Annotated in this window: 18 protein-coding genes; 9 read left to right on the top strand and 9 right to left on the bottom strand. The window is 69.2% G+C overall.

The genetic code is table 11. The annotated features are described in order from the left end of the window. Positions 1 to 24: 24 nt before the first annotated feature. From ACWDZ6_RS12650 to ACWDZ6_RS12660, 3 genes are all read right to left on the bottom strand, one after another. Positions 25 to 324: a WXG100 family type VII secretion target gene (locus tag ACWDZ6_RS12650; RefSeq protein WP_389174199.1), complete on the bottom strand. Its 300-nt coding sequence runs from the start codon at positions 322 to 324 to the stop codon at positions 25 to 27. A 26-nt stretch (positions 325 to 350) separates the two neighbouring features. Beyond that, the gene (locus ACWDZ6_RS12655) at positions 351 to 740 is read right to left on the bottom strand and encodes a WXG100 family type VII secretion target (RefSeq protein WP_451502829.1); all 390 of its coding nucleotides are present in this window, start codon (positions 738 to 740) and stop codon (positions 351 to 353) included. 98 nt (positions 741 to 838) lie between these two features. Then, positions 839 to 2,017 (bottom strand): THUMP-like domain-containing protein, encoded by a 1,179-nt coding sequence (locus ACWDZ6_RS12660; protein WP_451502830.1) that lies wholly within the window; start codon positions 2,015 to 2,017, stop codon positions 839 to 841. Between the two features lie 83 nt (positions 2,018 to 2,100). Here ACWDZ6_RS12660 and ACWDZ6_RS12665 point away from each other — a divergent pair, with 83 nt between their 5' ends. The 4 genes from ACWDZ6_RS12665 (at position 2,101) to groL (ending at position 5,977) form a co-directional block, all read left to right on the top strand. Next, complete coding sequence (locus ACWDZ6_RS12665; RefSeq protein WP_451502831.1) at positions 2,101 to 3,027, top strand: polysaccharide deacetylase family protein; 927 nt, start codon at positions 2,101 to 2,103, stop codon at positions 3,025 to 3,027. Then, positions 3,024 to 3,662 (top strand): polysaccharide deacetylase family protein, encoded by a 639-nt coding sequence (locus ACWDZ6_RS12670; RefSeq protein WP_451502832.1) that lies wholly within the window; start codon positions 3,024 to 3,026, stop codon positions 3,660 to 3,662. Before ACWDZ6_RS12665 ends, ACWDZ6_RS12670 begins: the two co-directional genes overlap by 4 nt. Positions 3,663 to 3,950: 288 nt before the next feature. Next, the gene (gene groES / locus ACWDZ6_RS12675) at positions 3,951 to 4,259 is read left to right on the top strand and encodes a co-chaperone GroES (RefSeq protein WP_266486653.1); all 309 of its coding nucleotides are present in this window, start codon (positions 3,951 to 3,953) and stop codon (positions 4,257 to 4,259) included. Positions 4,260 to 4,354: 95 nt separating this feature from the next. Next, complete coding sequence (gene groL / locus ACWDZ6_RS12680; protein ID WP_451502833.1) at positions 4,355 to 5,977, top strand: chaperonin GroEL; 1,623 nt, start codon at positions 4,355 to 4,357, stop codon at positions 5,975 to 5,977. A gap of 108 nt (positions 5,978 to 6,085) precedes the next feature. Here the strand turns inward: groL and ACWDZ6_RS12685 are convergent, their stop codons facing one another. The 4 genes from ACWDZ6_RS12685 to ACWDZ6_RS12700 all read right to left on the bottom strand — a co-directional run bounded on the left by ACWDZ6_RS12685 (position 6,086) and on the right by ACWDZ6_RS12700 (position 9,716). After that, the gene (locus ACWDZ6_RS12685) at positions 6,086 to 6,781 is read right to left on the bottom strand and encodes an ester cyclase (protein ID WP_451502834.1); all 696 of its coding nucleotides are present in this window, start codon (positions 6,779 to 6,781) and stop codon (positions 6,086 to 6,088) included. Between the two features lie 62 nt (positions 6,782 to 6,843). Next, positions 6,844 to 7,830 carry a hydroxyacid dehydrogenase gene (locus tag ACWDZ6_RS12690; RefSeq protein ID WP_451502964.1) on the bottom strand — a complete coding sequence of 329 codons (987 nt, stop codon included), beginning with the start codon at positions 7,828 to 7,830 and terminating at the stop codon, positions 6,844 to 6,846. Between the two features lie 347 nt (positions 7,831 to 8,177). Next, complete coding sequence (locus ACWDZ6_RS12695; RefSeq protein ID WP_326651999.1) at positions 8,178 to 8,951, bottom strand: SDR family NAD(P)-dependent oxidoreductase; 774 nt, start codon at positions 8,949 to 8,951, stop codon at positions 8,178 to 8,180. 96 nt (positions 8,952 to 9,047) lie between these two features. Beyond that, complete coding sequence (locus tag ACWDZ6_RS12700) at positions 9,048 to 9,716, bottom strand: MOSC domain-containing protein (protein ID WP_451502835.1); 669 nt, start codon at positions 9,714 to 9,716, stop codon at positions 9,048 to 9,050. Positions 9,717 to 9,796: 80 nt separating this feature from the next. Here ACWDZ6_RS12700 and ACWDZ6_RS12705 point away from each other — a divergent pair, with 80 nt between their 5' ends. After that, positions 9,797 to 10,711 (top strand): LysR family transcriptional regulator, encoded by a 915-nt coding sequence (locus ACWDZ6_RS12705; protein WP_451502836.1) that lies wholly within the window; start codon positions 9,797 to 9,799, stop codon positions 10,709 to 10,711. Between the two features lie 51 nt (positions 10,712 to 10,762). Here ACWDZ6_RS12705 and ACWDZ6_RS12710 read toward each other — a convergent pair whose 3' ends face one another. Then, positions 10,763 to 11,086: a WhiB family transcriptional regulator gene (locus tag ACWDZ6_RS12710; protein WP_326652002.1), complete on the bottom strand. Its 324-nt coding sequence runs from the start codon at positions 11,084 to 11,086 to the stop codon at positions 10,763 to 10,765. A 431-nt stretch (positions 11,087 to 11,517) separates the two neighbouring features. On the opposite strand from ACWDZ6_RS12710, the gene ACWDZ6_RS12715 reads away from it, so the two are divergent. The 4 genes from ACWDZ6_RS12715 to ACWDZ6_RS12730 all read left to right on the top strand — a co-directional run bounded on the left by ACWDZ6_RS12715 (position 11,518) and on the right by ACWDZ6_RS12730 (position 15,863). After that, positions 11,518 to 12,129: a response regulator transcription factor gene (locus ACWDZ6_RS12715; RefSeq protein ID WP_003948568.1), complete on the top strand. Its 612-nt coding sequence runs from the start codon at positions 11,518 to 11,520 to the stop codon at positions 12,127 to 12,129. Positions 12,130 to 12,383: 254 nt separating this feature from the next. Continuing rightward, positions 12,384 to 12,959 (top strand): sigma-70 family RNA polymerase sigma factor, encoded by a 576-nt coding sequence (locus ACWDZ6_RS12720; RefSeq protein ID WP_326652003.1) that lies wholly within the window; start codon positions 12,384 to 12,386, stop codon positions 12,957 to 12,959. Between the two features lie 164 nt (positions 12,960 to 13,123). Further along, the gene (gene guaB / locus ACWDZ6_RS12725) at positions 13,124 to 14,626 is read left to right on the top strand and encodes an IMP dehydrogenase (protein ID WP_366730013.1); all 1,503 of its coding nucleotides are present in this window, start codon (positions 13,124 to 13,126) and stop codon (positions 14,624 to 14,626) included. Positions 14,627 to 14,738: 112 nt separating this feature from the next. Next, complete coding sequence (locus ACWDZ6_RS12730; protein ID WP_366730014.1) at positions 14,739 to 15,863, top strand: GuaB3 family IMP dehydrogenase-related protein; 1,125 nt, start codon at positions 14,739 to 14,741, stop codon at positions 15,861 to 15,863. Between the two features lie 141 nt (positions 15,864 to 16,004). Here ACWDZ6_RS12730 and ACWDZ6_RS12735 read toward each other — a convergent pair whose 3' ends face one another. Continuing rightward, positions 16,005 to 16,493, bottom strand: a complete 489-nt coding sequence (locus ACWDZ6_RS12735; RefSeq protein WP_451502837.1) for a hypothetical protein — start codon at positions 16,491 to 16,493, stop codon at positions 16,005 to 16,007. Positions 16,494 to 16,561 lie beyond the last annotated feature (68 nt).

Here is a 16,561-nt window from a genome sequence, read left to right on the forward strand (position 1 = left end):
GGGACGGCGCGGCCGGAGTCCCCATCAGGCGGCTCCCCAGCCGCGGAGGACTGCGCGGTGGGCGGAGCCGTAATTGGCCTGCCCGGTCGTGACGACTTCGTGGAGCCAGGCCTGGGCGGCCTGGAGGTCCTGCATGTCCCGGTCCCACCGGTCGAGTTCGTCGACGAAGGCGTCGCGCGCTTCGCCCTCCCAGCTCAGGACCACCTTCTCGGTGCGGTCGTAGAGAGTCTCGAGCTTGTCGTTGAGCTTCTTGAGGATGTCCTCCAGCTCGCCGGCGAGCTCGCGCAGGGTCGCGAAGTTGACGCCTATGTGGTCGTCAGCCATGTGTTGTTCCCCGTTGTGTGTGTCAGTCAGATGTCGAGAATGCTGCTGCGCGGCGTGGGCGGTGCGGTGCCCTCGGAGAGCTCGCGCGCCTCGCGCTCCACGTCCACCTGGCTCTGGGCCCTGCGCATCCGCCGGAGGTTTTCCAGCTCCTGTTGGCTGAAGCCGTCCCGGCCGGCCCGCATCGCCTCTTCGAGGACGACGAGGATCTCCCGGATTCGTACGGCGTCCTCGGCCGCGCCCCTGTGCAGGGCGCGGTAGCCCTTGGCCGCCTCGCCCTTCCAGCCCGCCTCGATACGGTCGACGATCGCGTCCATCCGGCGCACCTGGCTGTCCAGGTGGCGCTGCATGTCGTCGAGGTCCCCGTCGAGCCGGGTCAGGTCGTCGTCCGATACGTCGAGATCGGCGTGATCCACCATGCTTCCCCCTTGTCCCCCTGTCGCGCGCCCCGTGAAATCCTAACAACGAGCGCTGACAGCATGGCGGTTGCAAAGGCCGGCACCGGATGTGACCCCTGTTACGCGGGCCGCCCGATCAGCATCGTCGGCGCCCCCGCCACCCTCGTCAGAAACACGGTCGCCGCGTTCGGCCCCTTGGGCTTCACCTTGCGGCGCAGTTCCTCCGGCTCGATCGCCGAGCCGCGCTTCTTCACCGTCAGGTTGCCGACCTCGCGCTCCCGCAGCAGCGCCTTCAACTTCTTCAGGCCGAAGGGGAGTTCATCGGTGATCTCGTACGCCGTCGCGTAGGGCGTCGGGCGCAGCTCGTCCGCCGTGATGTACGCGATCGTCTCGTCGAGCAGTCCGCCGTCCAGCTCCTCCGCGACCTCGGCCACCAGATGCGCGCGGATGACCGCGCCGTCGGGCTCGTACAGGAAACGGCCGACCTCGCGGACCCCGGGGTCCGGCAGACCCCTGCCGGTCAGCGAGCGCGGGCCCGGCAGCAGCGTCGCACCGACCGAGCCCGGCCGTGTGCCGAACCAGAGCACCGCCTCCTTCACATCGCCGCCGTCCGAGATCCACTCCGCCTCGGCGTCGTCCGGGACCGCCTCGTGCGGGATGCCGGGTGCGATCTTGAGGGCAGCGTGCGGGCGGGTGCGGGCCGCGCCGATGGCCCAGGAGAGGGGCGGGGAGTACGCCTCCGGGTCGAAGATCCTGCCCCGGCCGCCCCGTCGGGCCGGGTCCACGAACACCGCGTCGTAGGCGCCCGTGTCGATCTCCGTGACGTCCGCGCAGCGGACCTCGATCAGCTCGGCCAGGCCCAGCGCCTCCGCGTTCGCACGCGCGACCTCTGCCGTCTGCGGGTCGCGGTCCACCGCCAGGACCGAGATGCCGGCCCGGGCCAGGGCGATCGCGTCGCCGCCGATCCCGCTGCAGAGGTCCGCCACGCTGCGTACGCCCAGCGCCGTGAAGCGCCCGGCACGGTACGCCGCGACCGAGGAGCGGGTCGCCTGCTCGACGCCGTTCGGGGTGAAGAACATCCGTTGTGCGTCCGCCGCGCCGAACTTCGCCACCGCCCGCTGCCGCAGCCGCGCCTGCGTGAGGGCCGCCGTGACCAGCCCGACCGGGTGCTCGCGGCGCAGCCGGGAGGCGACCGCCAGTTCCTGGGCCGGGTCGTAGTCCCGCAAAGCGGCGAGCAGCGCCTGGCCCTCGTCGGTGAGCAGGGTCGAGAAGGGAACGAGATCGGTCACCCGGCCCATTGTGGGCCAGGTGGGGGATGGTGCGCCCGCGGTGGGCGGTGTCGGGCCGTTGCCAGGGCTTCGCGCTGACAGGATGCGGCGCCATGCAGCCTGTACGACAAAAAGGAAAAATGACATCAATTCAGGGCCGCGCGATCCTGGCCGCGCTCCTGGTCGCCGCCCTCGGCTCCGCCTGTGCGGCGGAGTCCTCCGGCGGTTCCCCGCGTGGTTCCGGCGGTGCCAAAGCGGCTCAGCGGCAGCGGCACGGCCCGGCCGGGGCGCTCTCCTCGTACGCGGAGAAGGTGAAGCGCGCCCAGGCCGCCCGAGCCGTCGCCGCCAAGAAGTGGGGCCTGGCGAAGGTCCCGCTCGCCGCGCCCCAGCCCCCCGCCGTCAAGCCGAGGATCACCACCCGCGAGGGCTTCGAGGTCGAGGACGGCGAGTCCCTGCCGCCCGTGTTCACCACCGTGCCCGTCAAGGAGAAGGTCGTCTTCCTGACGATCGACGACGGCTGGGAGAAGGACCCCGCACTGCTGCGGATGATGAGCGAGCTCCGCATCCCGTACACCGCGTTCCTCAGCGACTACCTGATCAGCAACAACTACGGCTATTTCAAGGAGATGCAGGACCGCGGGGTCTCGCTGCAGAACCACACCCTCAACCACCTCTATCTGCGGGGCCTTTCGTACGCCGAGCAGAAGCGGGAGATCTGCAACCAGCAGAGCAAGATCGAGGACCGGTTCGGGAAGCGGCCCCCGCTCTTCCGGCCGCCGTACGGCAGTTACAACCGGGACACGCTGCGCGTGGCCAAGTCGTGCGGCGTCAAGGCCGTGCCGCTGTGGGCCGCCGAGGCGTTCCCCGACCACATGGAGTGGCGCGAGGCGGACCAGGATCTGCACCCCGGCGACATCATTCTCACGCACTTCCGTGGCCCGGAGGAGTGGGACAGCACCATGCCCGAATTGATCCTGTCGGTCATGAAGACGATCACCGACAGGGGTTACGCCGTGGCAAAGCTGGAGGACTACGTATGAGACGCGCGCACCGGCTGCTGGCCGGAGTGCTGGCGGCCGGTGCGCTTCTCGCCTCGGGGTGCGCGCAGTCGGTGGACCCGATCGAGCGCCTCGGGCGCAAGGCCGCGCAGCAGGTTCCCTCCGGCCCGGGCGTGCCGGGCTCCGCGCACAAGCGGTGGGGGCTGCCCGCGCCGCTCCTGGCCGCGCCGAAACCGCCCGCGCGCAGGCCGAAGATGCCGTACGTGGTGGACCGGGTGCCCACCCGCGAGAAGGTCGTCTTCCTCACCTTCGACCACGGCGCGGAGCGAGATCCGGAGTTCGCGCGGATGGTCGGCGATCTGAAGTTGCCCATCAGCACGTTCCGTACGGGGGACGGGACCGATCTGCGCACGCTCTCGTACGAGGGTCAGCGCGACGAGATCTGCCGCCGGCGGGAGCGGTTGCTCCGTCCGCCGCGCGGCGCGTACAACGCCGACACACTGCGCGCGGCCGCCCACTGCGGGGTCCGTGCCGTGGTGCTGGGACGGGCGTACGTGGAGGGTGAACGACTGCTGCCCGGCGCCATCGTGCTCGCGCACACCGGGACGACGGGGCGGATGCTGCGCCATATCCAGGCGCAGGGGTACGCGGTGGCGCGTCTGGAGGACTACGTGTGAGGACCGGGTCCGCGCTGCTGCCGTGCGTGCGGAACCGAGGGCGCCCGTGCCGCGTTCTCCGTGTCGGACCGGCACCGGCTTTCCGGCACCGGCATTCCGACACCGCCCCGCCGGATTGGCACTCCGCTTGACCGAGTGCTAACCGCAGTCATAGTCTCGGGTCTGGCACTCCCCACTGGAGAGTGCCAACACGGCGACGGGCAGATCCGGCACCCGCGACGACGGATCCACCTGGTCGCCACCCCAGACAGTTAACCCCGTGAGATCTCCGAAGGGGGAGGTCGGATCGTGACGACCGCCAGCTCCAAGGTTGCCATCAAGCCGCTCGAGGACCGCATTGTGGTCCAGCCGCTCGACGCCGAGCAGACCACGGCCTCTGGCCTGGTCATCCCGGACACCGCGAAGGAGAAGCCCCAGGAGGGCGTCGTCCTCGCCGTGGGCCCGGGTCGCTTCGAGAACGGCGAGCGACTTCCGCTCGACGTCAAGACCGGCGACGTCGTGCTGTACAGCAAGTACGGCGGCACCGAGGTGAAGTACAACGGCGAGGAGTACCTCGTCCTCTCGGCTCGCGACGTGCTCGCGATCGTCGAGAAGTAATTCACCCGAAGTTTTTTATCTGCGCCCCTGGCCCCCGCGACATTTGTAGCCGGGAGCCCGGGGCGCAGTTCGTTTGAGAGGACAGTGAAGCTCCCATGGCGAAGATCCTGAAGTTCGACGAGGACGCCCGTCGCGCCCTCGAGCGCGGCGTCAACAAGCTTGCCGACACGGTCAAGGTGACGATCGGCCCCCGCGGCCGCAACGTCGTCATCGACAAGAAGTTCGGCGCCCCCACCATCACCAACGACGGTGTCACGATCGCCCGTGAGGTCGAGCTCGACGACCCGTACGAGAACCTCGGTGCCCAGCTGGTGAAGGAGGTGGCGACCAAGACCAACGACATCGCGGGCGACGGCACCACCACCGCCACCGTGCTGGCCCAGGCGCTGGTCCGCGAGGGCCTGCGCAACGTGGCCGCGGGTGCCTCCCCGGCAGCCCTGAAGAAGGGCATCGACGCCGCGGTCAAGGCCGTGTGCGACGAGCTCCTCGCGACCGCCCGTCCGATCGAGGACAAGGCCGACATCGCCGCCGTGGCCGCGCTCTCCGCGCAGGACCAGCAGGTCGGCGAGCTCATCGCCGAGGCGATGGACAAGGTCGGCAAGGACGGTGTCATCACCGTCGAGGAGTCCAACACCTTCGGTCTGGAGCTGGACTTCACCGAGGGCATGGCCTTCGACAAGGGCTACCTGTCCCCGTACATGGTGACCGACCAGGAGCGTATGGAGGCCGTCCTCGACGACCCGTACATCCTGATCCACCAGGGCAAGATCTCCTCGATCCAGGACCTGCTGCCGCTGCTGGAGAAGATCATCCAGGCGGGTGGCTCCAAGCCGCTGCTGATCATCGCCGAGGATGTCGAGGGCGAGGCGCTCTCCACCCTGGTCGTGAACAAGATCCGCGGCACCTTCAACGCGGTGGCCGTCAAGGCCCCCGGCTTCGGCGACCGCCGCAAGGCGATGCTCGGCGACATCGCCGCCCTCACCGGCGGAACGGTCATCGCCGAGGAGGTCGGCCTCAAGCTCGACCAGGCCGGTCTGGACGTGCTGGGCACCGCCCGCCGCGTGACCGTCACCAAGGACGACACCACCATCGTCGACGGTGGCGGCAAGCACGAGGACGTCGTCGGCCGCATCAACCAGATCAAGGCCGAGATCGAGTCCACGGACTCCGACTGGGACCGCGAGAAGCTCCAGGAGCGCCTCGCGAAGCTGGCCGGCGGCGTGTGCGTGATCAAGGTCGGCGCCGCCACCGAGGTGGAGCTGAAGGAGAAGAAGCACCGTCTGGAGGACGCCATCTCCGCGACCCGCGCCGCGGTCGAGGAGGGCATCGTCTCCGGTGGTGGCTCCGCTCTCGTCCACGCCGCCAAGGTGCTCGATGGCAACCTCGGCAAGGAGGGCGACGAGGCCACCGGTGTCGCGGTCGTCCGCCGCGCCGTCGTCGAGCCGCTGCGCTGGATCGCCGAGAACGCCGGTCTTGAGGGCTACGTCATCACCTCCAAGGTCGCCGAGCTCGAGGCCGGCCAGGGCTTCAACGCCGCGACCGGTGAGTACGGAGACCTGGTGAAGGCCGGCGTCATCGACCCGGTCAAGGTCACGCGCTCCGCGCTGGAGAACGCCGCGTCCATCGCCTCCCTGCTGCTCACGACCGAGACCCTGGTCGTCGAGAAGCCGGCGGAGGACGAGGCCGAGGCGGGTCACGGCCACGGTCACAGCCACTGACGCCGTACGACACATGCGAAGGCCCTCGTCCCCGCCGCTCGGCGGTGGGAACGAGGGCCTTCGGCGTTGGGCCGCGCGTTGCCGGGGCGGGCCCCGGCAACGTGTTGGCTAGCCCAGCGCGCCGAGCTGGCGCATCAGGCGCATGATGTCGAAGTGCCACCAGCCTTCCTGGATCTTCCCGTCCTCGAAGTGGAAGATCGTGGTGCCGGTCATGGTGCACTGCTTGCCCGTGGGGGCGATGCCCATGAAGTCGCCCTTGTGGGTGCCGGTCCAGGTCCACAGCGTCACGACGTCGTCCCCCTCGGTCACCTGCCTGTCCAGGTTGAAGGTGAAGTCGAAGGCGTCGCGCCAGCTGCTGACATCGTTGTGGAGGATCTGCGACCCGATGAGGGTTTCCTCTTCCTTGAGGATGTCGTGGTCCCGGTAGTCGGACGCGAACAGCTCGTCGATGGCGTCGAGATTGCCTCCGACGGCGATCTCGTGGAAGAAGCGGCGGGCGGCCGCCGCGTTCAGCTGTTCGTCACGGACCACATCGAGGTCGGTGAACGACGGCATCCCGTCACACAGCGCCACCATCTCCTGGAAGATCCGGTCGGTCTCCGGCAGATGGGAGTTCTTCATCGCGTCTTCGTACGACTGGAATTCGACGATCTCGACGTAGTGGGAGTCGTCGGCGCGGTCCTTGCCGGTGAGGGCGTGGGTGGCGGTCCGCTTGCCCTGGGTCTGGTCGACCCACTTGTCCATGAGCTGGTTCATGGTGTCGTACTGCTCGGTCTTGTAGTCGACTATCTGTACGAATTTCATGACGCCTCCCTGGAATGGGTGGGGATACGTCCAGTTTAGTGAGAATTGCGACTAATGATGAGTTAAGCGGAATGTTTCAGTGCCCCTGGGTGGACCGGGTCCGCGAAGGGCAGCCCGGCCGCGAACCGCTCCACCTCGTCCAGAGCCCGGTCGGCCATCCGGTGCAGCTCGCGGCCGAGAGAGCCTGCGATGTGCGGGGTGAGCAGGACGTTCGGCAGGTCGTACAAGGGCGAGTCGGCGGACGGGACTTCAGGGTCCGTCACATCCAGTACGGCATCGAGGCGTCCGGAGATGAGCTCGCCGAGCAGGGCCCCCTCGTCGACCAGCGAACCGCGCGCGGTGTTGACCAGAGTGGCGCCGTCGGGCATCAGTGCCAGCTGCCGGGCGCCGATCATATGGCGAGTGGCCGGGATCTGCGGAGCATGGACCGTGACGACGTCGCTGTCGGCGCAGAGCACGTCCAGCGGCACGGTCTCGACGCCGAGGCGGGCGGCCTCGGCCGACTCCACGTGTGGGTCGTACAGCAGAACCCGCAGGTCGAACGGGCGCAGCAGCTCGATCACCCGGCGGCCGATCCGCGACGCGCCGACGATCCCGACCGTACGGCCGTAGTTGCCCGCGCCGTCCAGCTCCTCGTGCCAGTCGTGGTGGGTGCGCAGCGCGCGGTAGCGGCGCCGGGTGCGCAGAACGCGCTTGTTGGCGAAAAGGATCGCGGCGAGCGTGTACTCGGCGACGGGCAGGGCGTTGACCGCGGCGACCGAGGTCACCGCGATGCCGCGCTCCCAGCAGGCCTCGGTGATGTGGTGCTTGACGGAGCCCGCGGCGTGGACGACTGCGCGCAGCCGCGGGGCCGCGTCGAGGACCTCGGCGGTGAGTGGGGTCGTGCCCCAGCACGTCAGCAGTACGTCGGCCGTGGCGAGCGCGTCCGCGACGGGTGGCGAAGGCGCGGTCAGATCGTGGGCGACCAGGTGCGGGTCGGTGCGGGCGAGGGCGGTGAGACGGTCGCGGTGGCGGTCGTCGAGCAGGCGCTCGGCGATGCCGGGGCCCATGGCGAGGAGGAGGGACGGGCGGCTGCCGGAGCCTTCCTCCGGGTTCTCGCCAGCGGTCTCCGCCGGGCGCCCGCCCGGGTTCTCGCCGCGGTTCTCGCCGCGGTTCTCGGCGTGGTTCTCGCCGGAGCGATGGTCAGTGGCGTCGTCCATGGTGGAACTCGAGCTCCTCATAGATCTCTTGAGGTCGCACCCCGAAGGGATTCACGAGTACGGGGAAGTGCGGCCCCGTAGATGTTGACGATCAACACGGCATCCAGGAGGACCTGCCCCCGTCCACACCCTGGCTTGAGATCTCCGCCGCGCCCCCGGCCATACGTTCCGCCGGCCGGATCGTTCCCTCAACGTGCCTACTGCGGGCCGTACTTCCGGCCTGTCCTGGACGTGATCCCGCCGAGCAACCCGCGCGGCGCCAGCTTCACCGCACCCATCAGCGCCTTGTAGCGCGGGTCCGGGATCGAGAGCGACTTCCCGCGGGCCAGGTCCGCCAGTGCTGTGGAGACCACCTTGTCCGCGTCCAGCCACATCCACCCAGGGATGTTGTCCGTGCCCATCCCGGCACGCTCGTGGAACTCCGTCCGCACGAATCCGGGACACAACGCCATCAGGCGTACGCCCGACCCCGCCAGATCCCGCGCGGCGCCCTGCGTGAACTGCACGACCCATGCCTTCGAAGCGCCGTACGTCCCGCGCGGCACGAACGCGGCCACCGACGCCACATTCACCACCCCGCCCCGGCCGCGCTCCCGCATCGACTCCGCCGCCGCGGCCGTCAGCCGCAGCACCGCTTCGCAGTGCACCTTCAGCATCGTCAGTTCGTCGGCCATGGACACCTCGAGGAAGCGTCCCTTGTTGCCGAACCCGGCATTGTTGACCAGCAGGTCCACCGGGTTCTTCCGGTCGGCGAGCCGCTTCTCGACCGCGGCGATCCCTGCATCCTGCGACAGGTCGGCGGTCAGTACCTCCGCCTCGATGCCGTGCCGGTCGTGCAACTCGGTGGCCTGCTCGTGCAGCCGCTTGGTGTCGCGGGCCACCAGCACCAGGTTGTGTCCCTCGGCCGCGAGCCGTCGCGCGAAAGCGGCGCCGATCCCCGCGGTCGCTCCCGTAATCAGTGCAGTCGTCATAGGCGGCACGTTAGTGCCCCCGTGCGGGAACGCGGCGGAGGCCCCTTGCCCGCCGGAATTCCCGTGGCAACCCAGGGGCCTTGTCCGAGGTTTTCCCTACCCGCCGTGCTTGGCGACGTATGCGCGGGCGTCCTTCAGCAGCTCGGGGTGGAGCGCCTCGCCGGCCGCAAGCACCTGGGGCAGCAGCTCCCGCTCGGTGGTGTCGGCCCGGAACGAGAGCTCGACCGTCACCTCGTGATCCGGCCTGTGCACGATCTCGATCGCGTCGCCCGCGCGGATCTCGCCGGGCTCGACGACCCGCAGATACGCGCCGGGCGCGCCGTGCCGCATGAAGCGCCTGACCCAGCCCTTCTCACCCAGCCAGCTCGCGAACGTACGACACGGGATGCGGCCGCTGGTCACCTCCAGCACCACCTCGTCGCCTATCCGCCAGCGCTCGCCGATCTTCGCCCCGCTCACATCGAGCCCGCTCGTCGTGAGGTTCTCCCCGAAGGAGCCGTTGGCTATCGACCGCCCCAACTCCCGCTCCCAGAAGTCCAGATCTTCGCGCGCGAACGCGTACACGGCCTGGTGGGTCCCGCCGTGGTGCCGAAGATCGCAGACCGTGTCCCCGACGACCCCGCTGGCCCCTTCTCCCTTGGGGCCCGGCTCCATCACCCGGACGGCCCCCTCGGCCGGCCGCTTGTCGATGCCGGTCGCGCCGCCCGCGGAGTCGGTGTACTCGACGGTCTTCGGCCGCCCCACATTCACGGTCAGAAGCTTCATGGACGCCACGCTAACCCCCCATCCTCAAACGAACCATCCACTTTGCAGCCTTCCCTCCAAGGGTCCCTTATATTCGAAGGGTGATCGAAGCCCGTCATCTCCGTGTCCTGCGCGCAGTTGCCGCCACCGGCTCGTTCTCGGCGGCCGCGCGCACGCTGGGCTGCACCCAGCCCGCCGTCAGCCAGCAGATGAAGGCGCTCGAGACGTCGGCGGGAACCCCGCTGCTGATCCGTACAGGTCGCGAGATGCGGCTCACCCAGGCGGGTGAGGCGCTCGTCCGGCATGCCTCGGGAATCCTCGCCGGCCTCACCGCCGCCGAGGAGGAGATCGCCGCCATCGCCGGTCTGCGGGCGGGCCGGGTCCGGCTGGTCTCGTTCTCCAGCGGCAGCTCCACGCTTGTGCCGACCGCGCTCGCCGCCCTGCGCGCGGCCCACCCCGGCACCCGCGTCTCTCTCGTCGAAGCCGAGCCGCCCCGCTCGGTGGAAATGCTGCGGGAGGGCGACTGCGACGTGGCGCTCGCCTTCCGTTACGGCGGGACGGACACGGAGTGGGACGACCTGGTCGCCCGCCCGCTGCTCACCGACCGCCTCGTGGGCCTCGTCCCCGAGGGTCACCGCCTCGCCGGTTCGGACTCCGTCGCCATCGGCGATCTGGCCGGCGAGTCCTGGATCGCTGGCTGCCCGCGCTGCCGCCGCCACCTCGTCGAGGTCTGCGAGGAGGCGGGCTTCACCCCTCGTATCGACTTCGCCACCGACGACTACCCGGCGGTGATCGGCCTGGTCGCCGCCGGTCTGGGTGTCGCGGTCCTGCCCGAGCTGGCGATGGAGTCGGTTCGGCCCAAGGCCGCGCGCACCGTGACCGTGGAGCCCGCGGTCCAGCGAGAGATCGTCGCGCTCACGCTCCCGGACCTGGCGCAGGTCCCGGCGGTCGCCGCCATGCTCGACCAGCTGATCTGGCCGCGTCACGACGGCCCTGACCGACCCCTGCTCACGTAGGGCGGGGGGTCGCTGCGGGAACGTTTCTTCGAACTTTTCGTACCGAAGGGGTCAGCCTCGCGGTACGCCTCCCACGCTGGTCGCCGGGATCAGTCGATGCCGTGCGCGCCCCATCAGCTCCTCGCGCTCGTCCTCGGTCAGTCCGCCCCAGACGCCGTACGGCTCCCGCACCGCCAGCGCGTGCGCCGCGCACTCCGCGCGGACCGGGCATCTCATGCAGACCTCTTTCGCCGAGTTCTCGCGCGCACTCCGTGCAGCGCCACGCTCCCCCTCGGGGTGGAAGAAGAGAGAGCTGTCCACCCCACGGCAGGCTGCGAGGAGCTGCCAGTCCCACAAATCGGCGTTGGGTCCGGGAAGGCGGGAGAAATCTGCCATAGCGCTTGTCCCCTTGAAACCGTGCTGAGTGGATACAGGACAGGTCGGATCAGAACGCGATACGAGTCGGATCCGGCACTCGTACCGTGACCACGACCGTACATCTACGGTGTTAGTAGATGTAAATATGACTCATTGCGAATCTAGCCACAGACACCAGGAAAAGGGAAGAAAAGGCGCTAAATGGGGCATAGCTTGCCGATGAAGGGCGGATGACCTGCGGTGCTCTCCTCTGCGCACGCCCCCTCACGTAGAGTGCCGAAGGCGGCTGTCCGACCCGTAACTCTTTCGAGTGACCGTCGTTGAGAGTGCGGAGGCGGTTGAAACAACAAGCGCTCGGGCACATGTCCGAGAGCGTTCAACCGCACAGGTGACGAAACGTACTCAGCCTGGAGGCTCAAGGTGACGCGCATCAGCTGCGGAGGGCGGCCATGACATCCGTCCTCGTCTGCGACGACTCCCCGCTTGCCCGAGAGGCGCTCCGCCGCGCGGTTGCGACCGTGCCCGGCGTCGAGCGCGTGACGACCGCGGCCAACGGCGAGGAAGTCCTCCGCCGCTGGGGCGCCGACCGCTCGGACCTGATTCTGATGGACGTACGCATGCCCGGACTGGGCGGCGTCGAGACGGTCCGACGGTTGCTCTCCGCCGATCCCGGCGCCCGGATCATCATGCTGACCGTCGCCGAGGACCTGGACGGCGTCGCGCTCGCGGTCGCCGCCGGTGCCCGCGGCTATCTGCACAAGGACGCCTCGCGCGCCGAGTTGCGTGCGACGGTCACCCAGGCGCTCGCCGACCCGACCTGGCGGCTGGCACCGCGCCGGTTGCGTTCGGCGGAAATGGGCGCGGCGCCGACGCTCACCGCGCGTGAGATCCAGGTGCTCGAAGGAATGAGCCACGGGCGGTCGAACGCCGAGATCGGCCGCGAGCTCTTCCTCTCCGAGGACACGGTGAAGACGCATGCCAGGCGGCTTTTCAAGAAGCTGGGAGCCTCGGACCGGGCGCACGCCGTCGCGCTCGGATTCCGCTGGGGCCTGGTCCGCTAGGCACACGCGAGTGGTCGCCACGGGGGTACGACGGATCCCGCCCGCCACTCGGTGGGCGGGGCGGCGGAGGGGCGTCGGCATCCGTTTCCCGCGCGATGCCGCATCCTTGAGGTGTGGAGTTCCTCGGGGACAAGTCGGTCGAGCGGGAGGGGAGGGCGCAGGAGATGAGTTCCGGCGCACCTGCTCATAACGCTTCGGTGCACAACATTGGACACAGTGCCACGGAATCTCAGCCGTCAAGGCACCATGGACCGATGCGCGACGACGAGACCACGGTGATCGGTGCACTCGTTCACCGTGCCGTCGATGGCGACGAGCAGGCTACGCACGACCTCCTCGCGCATGTCCATCCGCTGGCGCTGCGCTTCTGCCGGGCGCGGCTGAGCCGACTGCCGGGCGACGCGCGTCACTTCGTGGAGGATCTTGCGCAGGAGGTCTGTGTCGCGGTGCTGATGGCGCTGCCGCGGTACAAGGACACCGGGCGGCCCTTCGAGGCTTTCGTCTTCGCCATCGCGTCCCACAAGGTCGCCGATCTGCAACGGGCGGCCATGCGGCATCCGGGATCGACGGCCGTGCCGTCCAATGAGATGCCGGAGCGTCCGGACGACTCGCTCGGTCCCGAGGAGCGCGCGCTGCTCAGCGACGATGCCGAGTGGGCCAAGAGGCTGCTCGCCAATCTGCCGGAGAACCAGCGGGAGCTGCTGGTTCTGCGGGTCGCTGTGGGGCTCACCGCCGAGGAGACCGGGCAGATGCTGGGAATGTCACCCGGCGCAGTGCGCGTCGCACAGCATCGCGCGCTCAGCCGGCTGCGCGCCCTGGCCGAGCAGTAGACCGAGTGCTGAACCGACCGGTTGGCCGGGCACTGAACCGAGCAGCACCTCTCGTACGTATGAATGTACAAAGCTGCTCGCTGATCTTGATGGTGGAATGAGACCGCTGCTGAGCCCGTTAGCATGGACATCCGCACCGATCAAGGCCATTTGGGGAAGGTGTCATGACCAACGTCGACGGAGTGCCCGATAAATTCGCGACACTCGGGCTGACCTACGACGATGTGCTGCTGCTGCCGGGCTCCTCTGACATGGCGCCCGACCAGATCGACACCTCCTCGTACATCTCGAAGAACGTACGGGTGAAGATCCCGCTGCTGTCCGCGGCGATGGACAAGGTCACCGAGGCCCGGATGGCCATCGCCATGGCCCGGCAGGGCGGCGCCGGTGTGCTGCACCGCAATCTCTCCATCGCTGGCCAGGCCAACCAGGTCGACCTGGTCAAGCGCTCCGAGTCCGGCATGGTCAGCGACCCGATCACGGTGAATCCGGACGCGACGCTCGGCGAGGCCGACCAGCTGTGCGCCAAGTTCCGTATCAGCGGCGTCCCGGTGACCGACCGCGCGGGCAAGCTGCTCGGCATCGTCACCAACCGCGACATGGCCTTCGAGTCGGACCGTACGCGCCAGGTGCGCGAGGTCATGACTCCGATGCCGCTGGTCACGGGCAAGGTCGGGATCTCCGGTGTGGACGCCATGGAGCTGCTGCGCCGGCACAAGATCGAGAAGCTTCCGCTGGTCGACGAGGCCGGTGTGCTCAAGGGCCTGATCACGGTCAAGGACTTCGTCAAGGCCGAGAAGTACCCGAATGCCGCGAAGGACAAGGACGGCCGGCTGCTCGTCGGCGCGGCCGTCGGTGTCGCGGGTGACGCGTACGAGCGGGCCCAGGCCCTGATCGAGGCGGGCGTCGACTTCATCGTCGTCGACACCGCGCACGGCCACTCCCGGCTGGTCGGAGACATGGTCGCCAAGATCAAGTCGAATGCGGCCGGTGTCGATGTCATCGGCGGCAACATCGCCACCCGCGACGGCGCGCAGGCGCTGATCGACGCCGGTGTCGACGGCATCAAGGTCGGTGTCGGACCGGGTTCCATCTGTACGACACGTGTGGTCGCCGGTATCGGCGTACCGCAGGTCACCGCGATCTACGAAGCCTCCCTCGCCGCCAGGGCGGCCGGCGTCCCGGTCATCGGCGACGGCGGTCTGCAGTACTCCGGCGACATCGCCAAGGCGCTGGTCGCGGGCGCGGACACGGTGATGCTCGGTTCGCTGCTCGCCGGCTGCGAGGAGTCGCCGGGCGAACTGCTCTTCATCAATGGCAAGCAGTTCAAGTCGTACCGCGGCATGGGTTCGCTGGGCGCGATGCAGACCCGTGGCGAGCAGCGTTCCTTCTCGAAGGACCGTTACTTCCAGGAGGGCGTGGCGTCCGACGAGAAGCTGGTGCCCGAGGGCATCGAGGGCCAGGTGCCCTACCGTGGTCCGCTCTCGGCGGTCGTGCACCAGCTGACAGGCGGTCTGCGGCAGTCGATGTTCTACGTCGGCGGGCGCACGGTGCCGGAGCTGCAGGACCGCGGCCGGTTCGTACGGATCACGTCGGCGGGGCTCAAGGAGAGCCACCCGCACGACATCCAGATGACGGTCGAGGCGCCGAACTACACCAGGCGATGACAGCTGTGTGCTGAACGCATGCGGTGAGGGGCGGCCCCGGGGTTCCGGGGCCGCCCCTCCCGTGTGGTCGGGGATACTGGAAGCGCAGACGTAGAAGGAGAGGCCACACATCGTGACTGAGATCGAGATCGGGCGCGGAAAGCGCGGCCGCCGGGCGTACGCGTTCGATGACATCGCCGTCGTACCGAGCCGGCGTACGCGGGACCCGAAGGAGGTCTCGATCGCCTGGCAGATCGACGCCTACCGCTTCGAGCTGCCGTTCCTGGCCGCACCGATGGACTCGGTGGTCTCCCCGCAGACCGCGATCCGCATCGGTGAGCTGGGCGGTCTGGGCGTCCTCAACCTCGAGGGCCTGTGGACCCGGTACGACGACCCGCAGCCGCTGCTCGACGAGATCGCCCAGCTCGACGAGGGCGCCGCGACCCGTCGCCTGCAGGAGATCTACGCGGCTCCGATCAGGGAGGAGCTGATCGGGCAGCGGATCAAGGAGGTGCGCGACTCGGGTGTGGTGACCGCCGCCGCGCTCTCGCCGCAGCGCACCGCGCAGTTCTCGAAGGCCGTGGTGGACGCGGGCGTCGACATCTTCGTCATCCGCGGTACGACGGTCTCCGCCGAGCATGTCTCGGGCGCCGCCGAGCCGCTGAACCTGAAGCAGTTCATCTACGAGCTCGATGTGCCGGTCATCGTGGGCGGCTGCGCCACCTACACGGCCGCGCTGCACCTGATGCGTACGGGCGCCGCGGGCGTCCTGGTCGGCTTCGGCGGCGGCGCCGCGCACACCACGCGCAACGTTCTGGGCATCCAGGTCCCGATGGCGACGGCCGTCGCCGATGTGGCCGCGGCGCGCCGCGACTACATGGACGAGTCCGGCGGCCGGTACGTCCATGTCATCGCCGACGGCGGCGTGGGCTGGTCCGGGGATCTGCCGAAGGCGATCGCCTGTGGCGCGGACTCGGTGATGATCGGCTCCCCGCTGGCCCGTGCGACGGACGCGCCGGGCAAGGGACACCACTGGGGCATGGAGGCAGCCCACGAGGACGTGCCGCGCGGCAAGCTGGTGGACCTGGGCATCGTGGGCACCACCGAGGAGGTCCTCACCGGTCCCTCGCACAGCCCCGACGGCTCGATGAACTTCTTCGGCGCGCTGCGCCGGGCGATGGCGACGACGGGCTACAGCGAGCTCAAGGAGTTCCAGCGCGTCGAGGTGACGGTGGCGGACTCGCAGCACCGCCGCTGACGCTGACGACTGAACGGCTGCCCGGGTCGTATCTGTACCGTTCGTACGGTCTGAGCGGCTCGTACGGTCTGAGCGGCTCGTACGGCCTGTACGCAGGAGGGCCCCGCACCTGGTGGTGCGGGGCCCCTTCGCTTGCGTGGATCAGCCGTGGGCCTTCTTGGCTCCGGCGAACGCGGCGGCCGCACCGACGGCGAGGAAGACGTACGACATGAAGTCCGCCGCTTCCTTCCACACCTTCGTCAGGTCGCTGAAGTGGCCGAAGAAGTACTCCGTGAAGGAGAGGTCGCCCAGCTTCGTGAAGATGACCGCGATGGCGACCAGCTGGCCCAGGTACACGGCGCCGAGCGCGAGCACCGCGCCGATGACGGGCAGGGACGGGTTGCGGCCGCCGACCTTGGCGGCGGCGAAGCCGACGAGGAAGCCGACACCGATGGCCGCGTAGCCGATCTCGCGTTCGATGGCGCCCCCGATCGCGCCGTACGCGCCTGCGGCGACCAGGGCGGCGACGACGGCGGCCACCAGGCCGAGGCCGATGTTGTCGCGGACCGGGGCCGGCGGCGGAGCCGGGGCGTACGGAGCGCCTTCACCGGCGAACGGGTTGCCGGACGGCGGTGGAACAGGCTGGCTCATGTGGAAATCCCCCCAGGGACGAATGCGTCGCACGACCGTGCGAGCGGAGGTCCCGGAGACTAGCAGTC

Source organism: Streptomyces sp. NPDC002926 (assembly GCF_053591755.1).

What these genes read in the sequence shown, in the direction of transcription:
- guaB (WP_366730013.1), top strand. Translation starts at nt 13,124, where the DNA reads ATGACCAACGTCGACGGAGTGCCCGATAAATTCGCGACACTCGGGCTG.
- ACWDZ6_RS12735 (WP_451502837.1), bottom strand. Translation starts at nt 16,493, where the DNA reads ATGAGCCAGCCTGTTCCACCGCCGTCCGGCAACCCGTTCGCCGGTGAA.
- ACWDZ6_RS12685 (WP_451502834.1), bottom strand. Translation starts at nt 6,781, where the DNA reads ATGAAATTCGTACAGATAGTCGACTACAAGACCGAGCAGTACGACACC.
- ACWDZ6_RS12695 (WP_326651999.1), bottom strand. Translation starts at nt 8,951, where the DNA reads ATGACGACTGCACTGATTACGGGAGCGACCGCGGGGATCGGCGCCGCT.
- ACWDZ6_RS12670 (WP_451502832.1), top strand. Translation starts at nt 3,024, where the DNA reads ATGAGACGCGCGCACCGGCTGCTGGCCGGAGTGCTGGCGGCCGGTGCG.
- ACWDZ6_RS12715 (WP_003948568.1), top strand. Translation starts at nt 11,518, where the DNA reads ATGACATCCGTCCTCGTCTGCGACGACTCCCCGCTTGCCCGAGAGGCG.
- ACWDZ6_RS12690 (WP_451502964.1), bottom strand. Translation starts at nt 7,830, where the DNA reads ATGGGCCCCGGCATCGCCGAGCGCCTGCTCGACGACCGCCACCGCGAC.
- ACWDZ6_RS12655 (WP_451502829.1), bottom strand. Translation starts at nt 740, where the DNA reads ATGGTGGATCACGCCGATCTCGACGTATCGGACGACGACCTGACCCGG.
- ACWDZ6_RS12710 (WP_326652002.1), bottom strand. Translation starts at nt 11,086, where the DNA reads ATGGCAGATTTCTCCCGCCTTCCCGGACCCAACGCCGATTTGTGGGAC.
- ACWDZ6_RS12720 (WP_326652003.1), top strand. Translation starts at nt 12,384, where the DNA reads ATGCGCGACGACGAGACCACGGTGATCGGTGCACTCGTTCACCGTGCC.
- ACWDZ6_RS12650 (WP_389174199.1), bottom strand. Translation starts at nt 324, where the DNA reads ATGGCTGACGACCACATAGGCGTCAACTTCGCGACCCTGCGCGAGCTC.
- ACWDZ6_RS12700 (WP_451502835.1), bottom strand. Translation starts at nt 9,716, where the DNA reads ATGAAGCTTCTGACCGTGAATGTGGGGCGGCCGAAGACCGTCGAGTAC.
- ACWDZ6_RS12665 (WP_451502831.1), top strand. Translation starts at nt 2,101, where the DNA reads ATGCAGCCTGTACGACAAAAAGGAAAAATGACATCAATTCAGGGCCGC.
- ACWDZ6_RS12660 (WP_451502830.1), bottom strand. Translation starts at nt 2,017, where the DNA reads ATGGGCCGGGTGACCGATCTCGTTCCCTTCTCGACCCTGCTCACCGAC.
- groL (WP_451502833.1), top strand. Translation starts at nt 4,355, where the DNA reads ATGGCGAAGATCCTGAAGTTCGACGAGGACGCCCGTCGCGCCCTCGAG.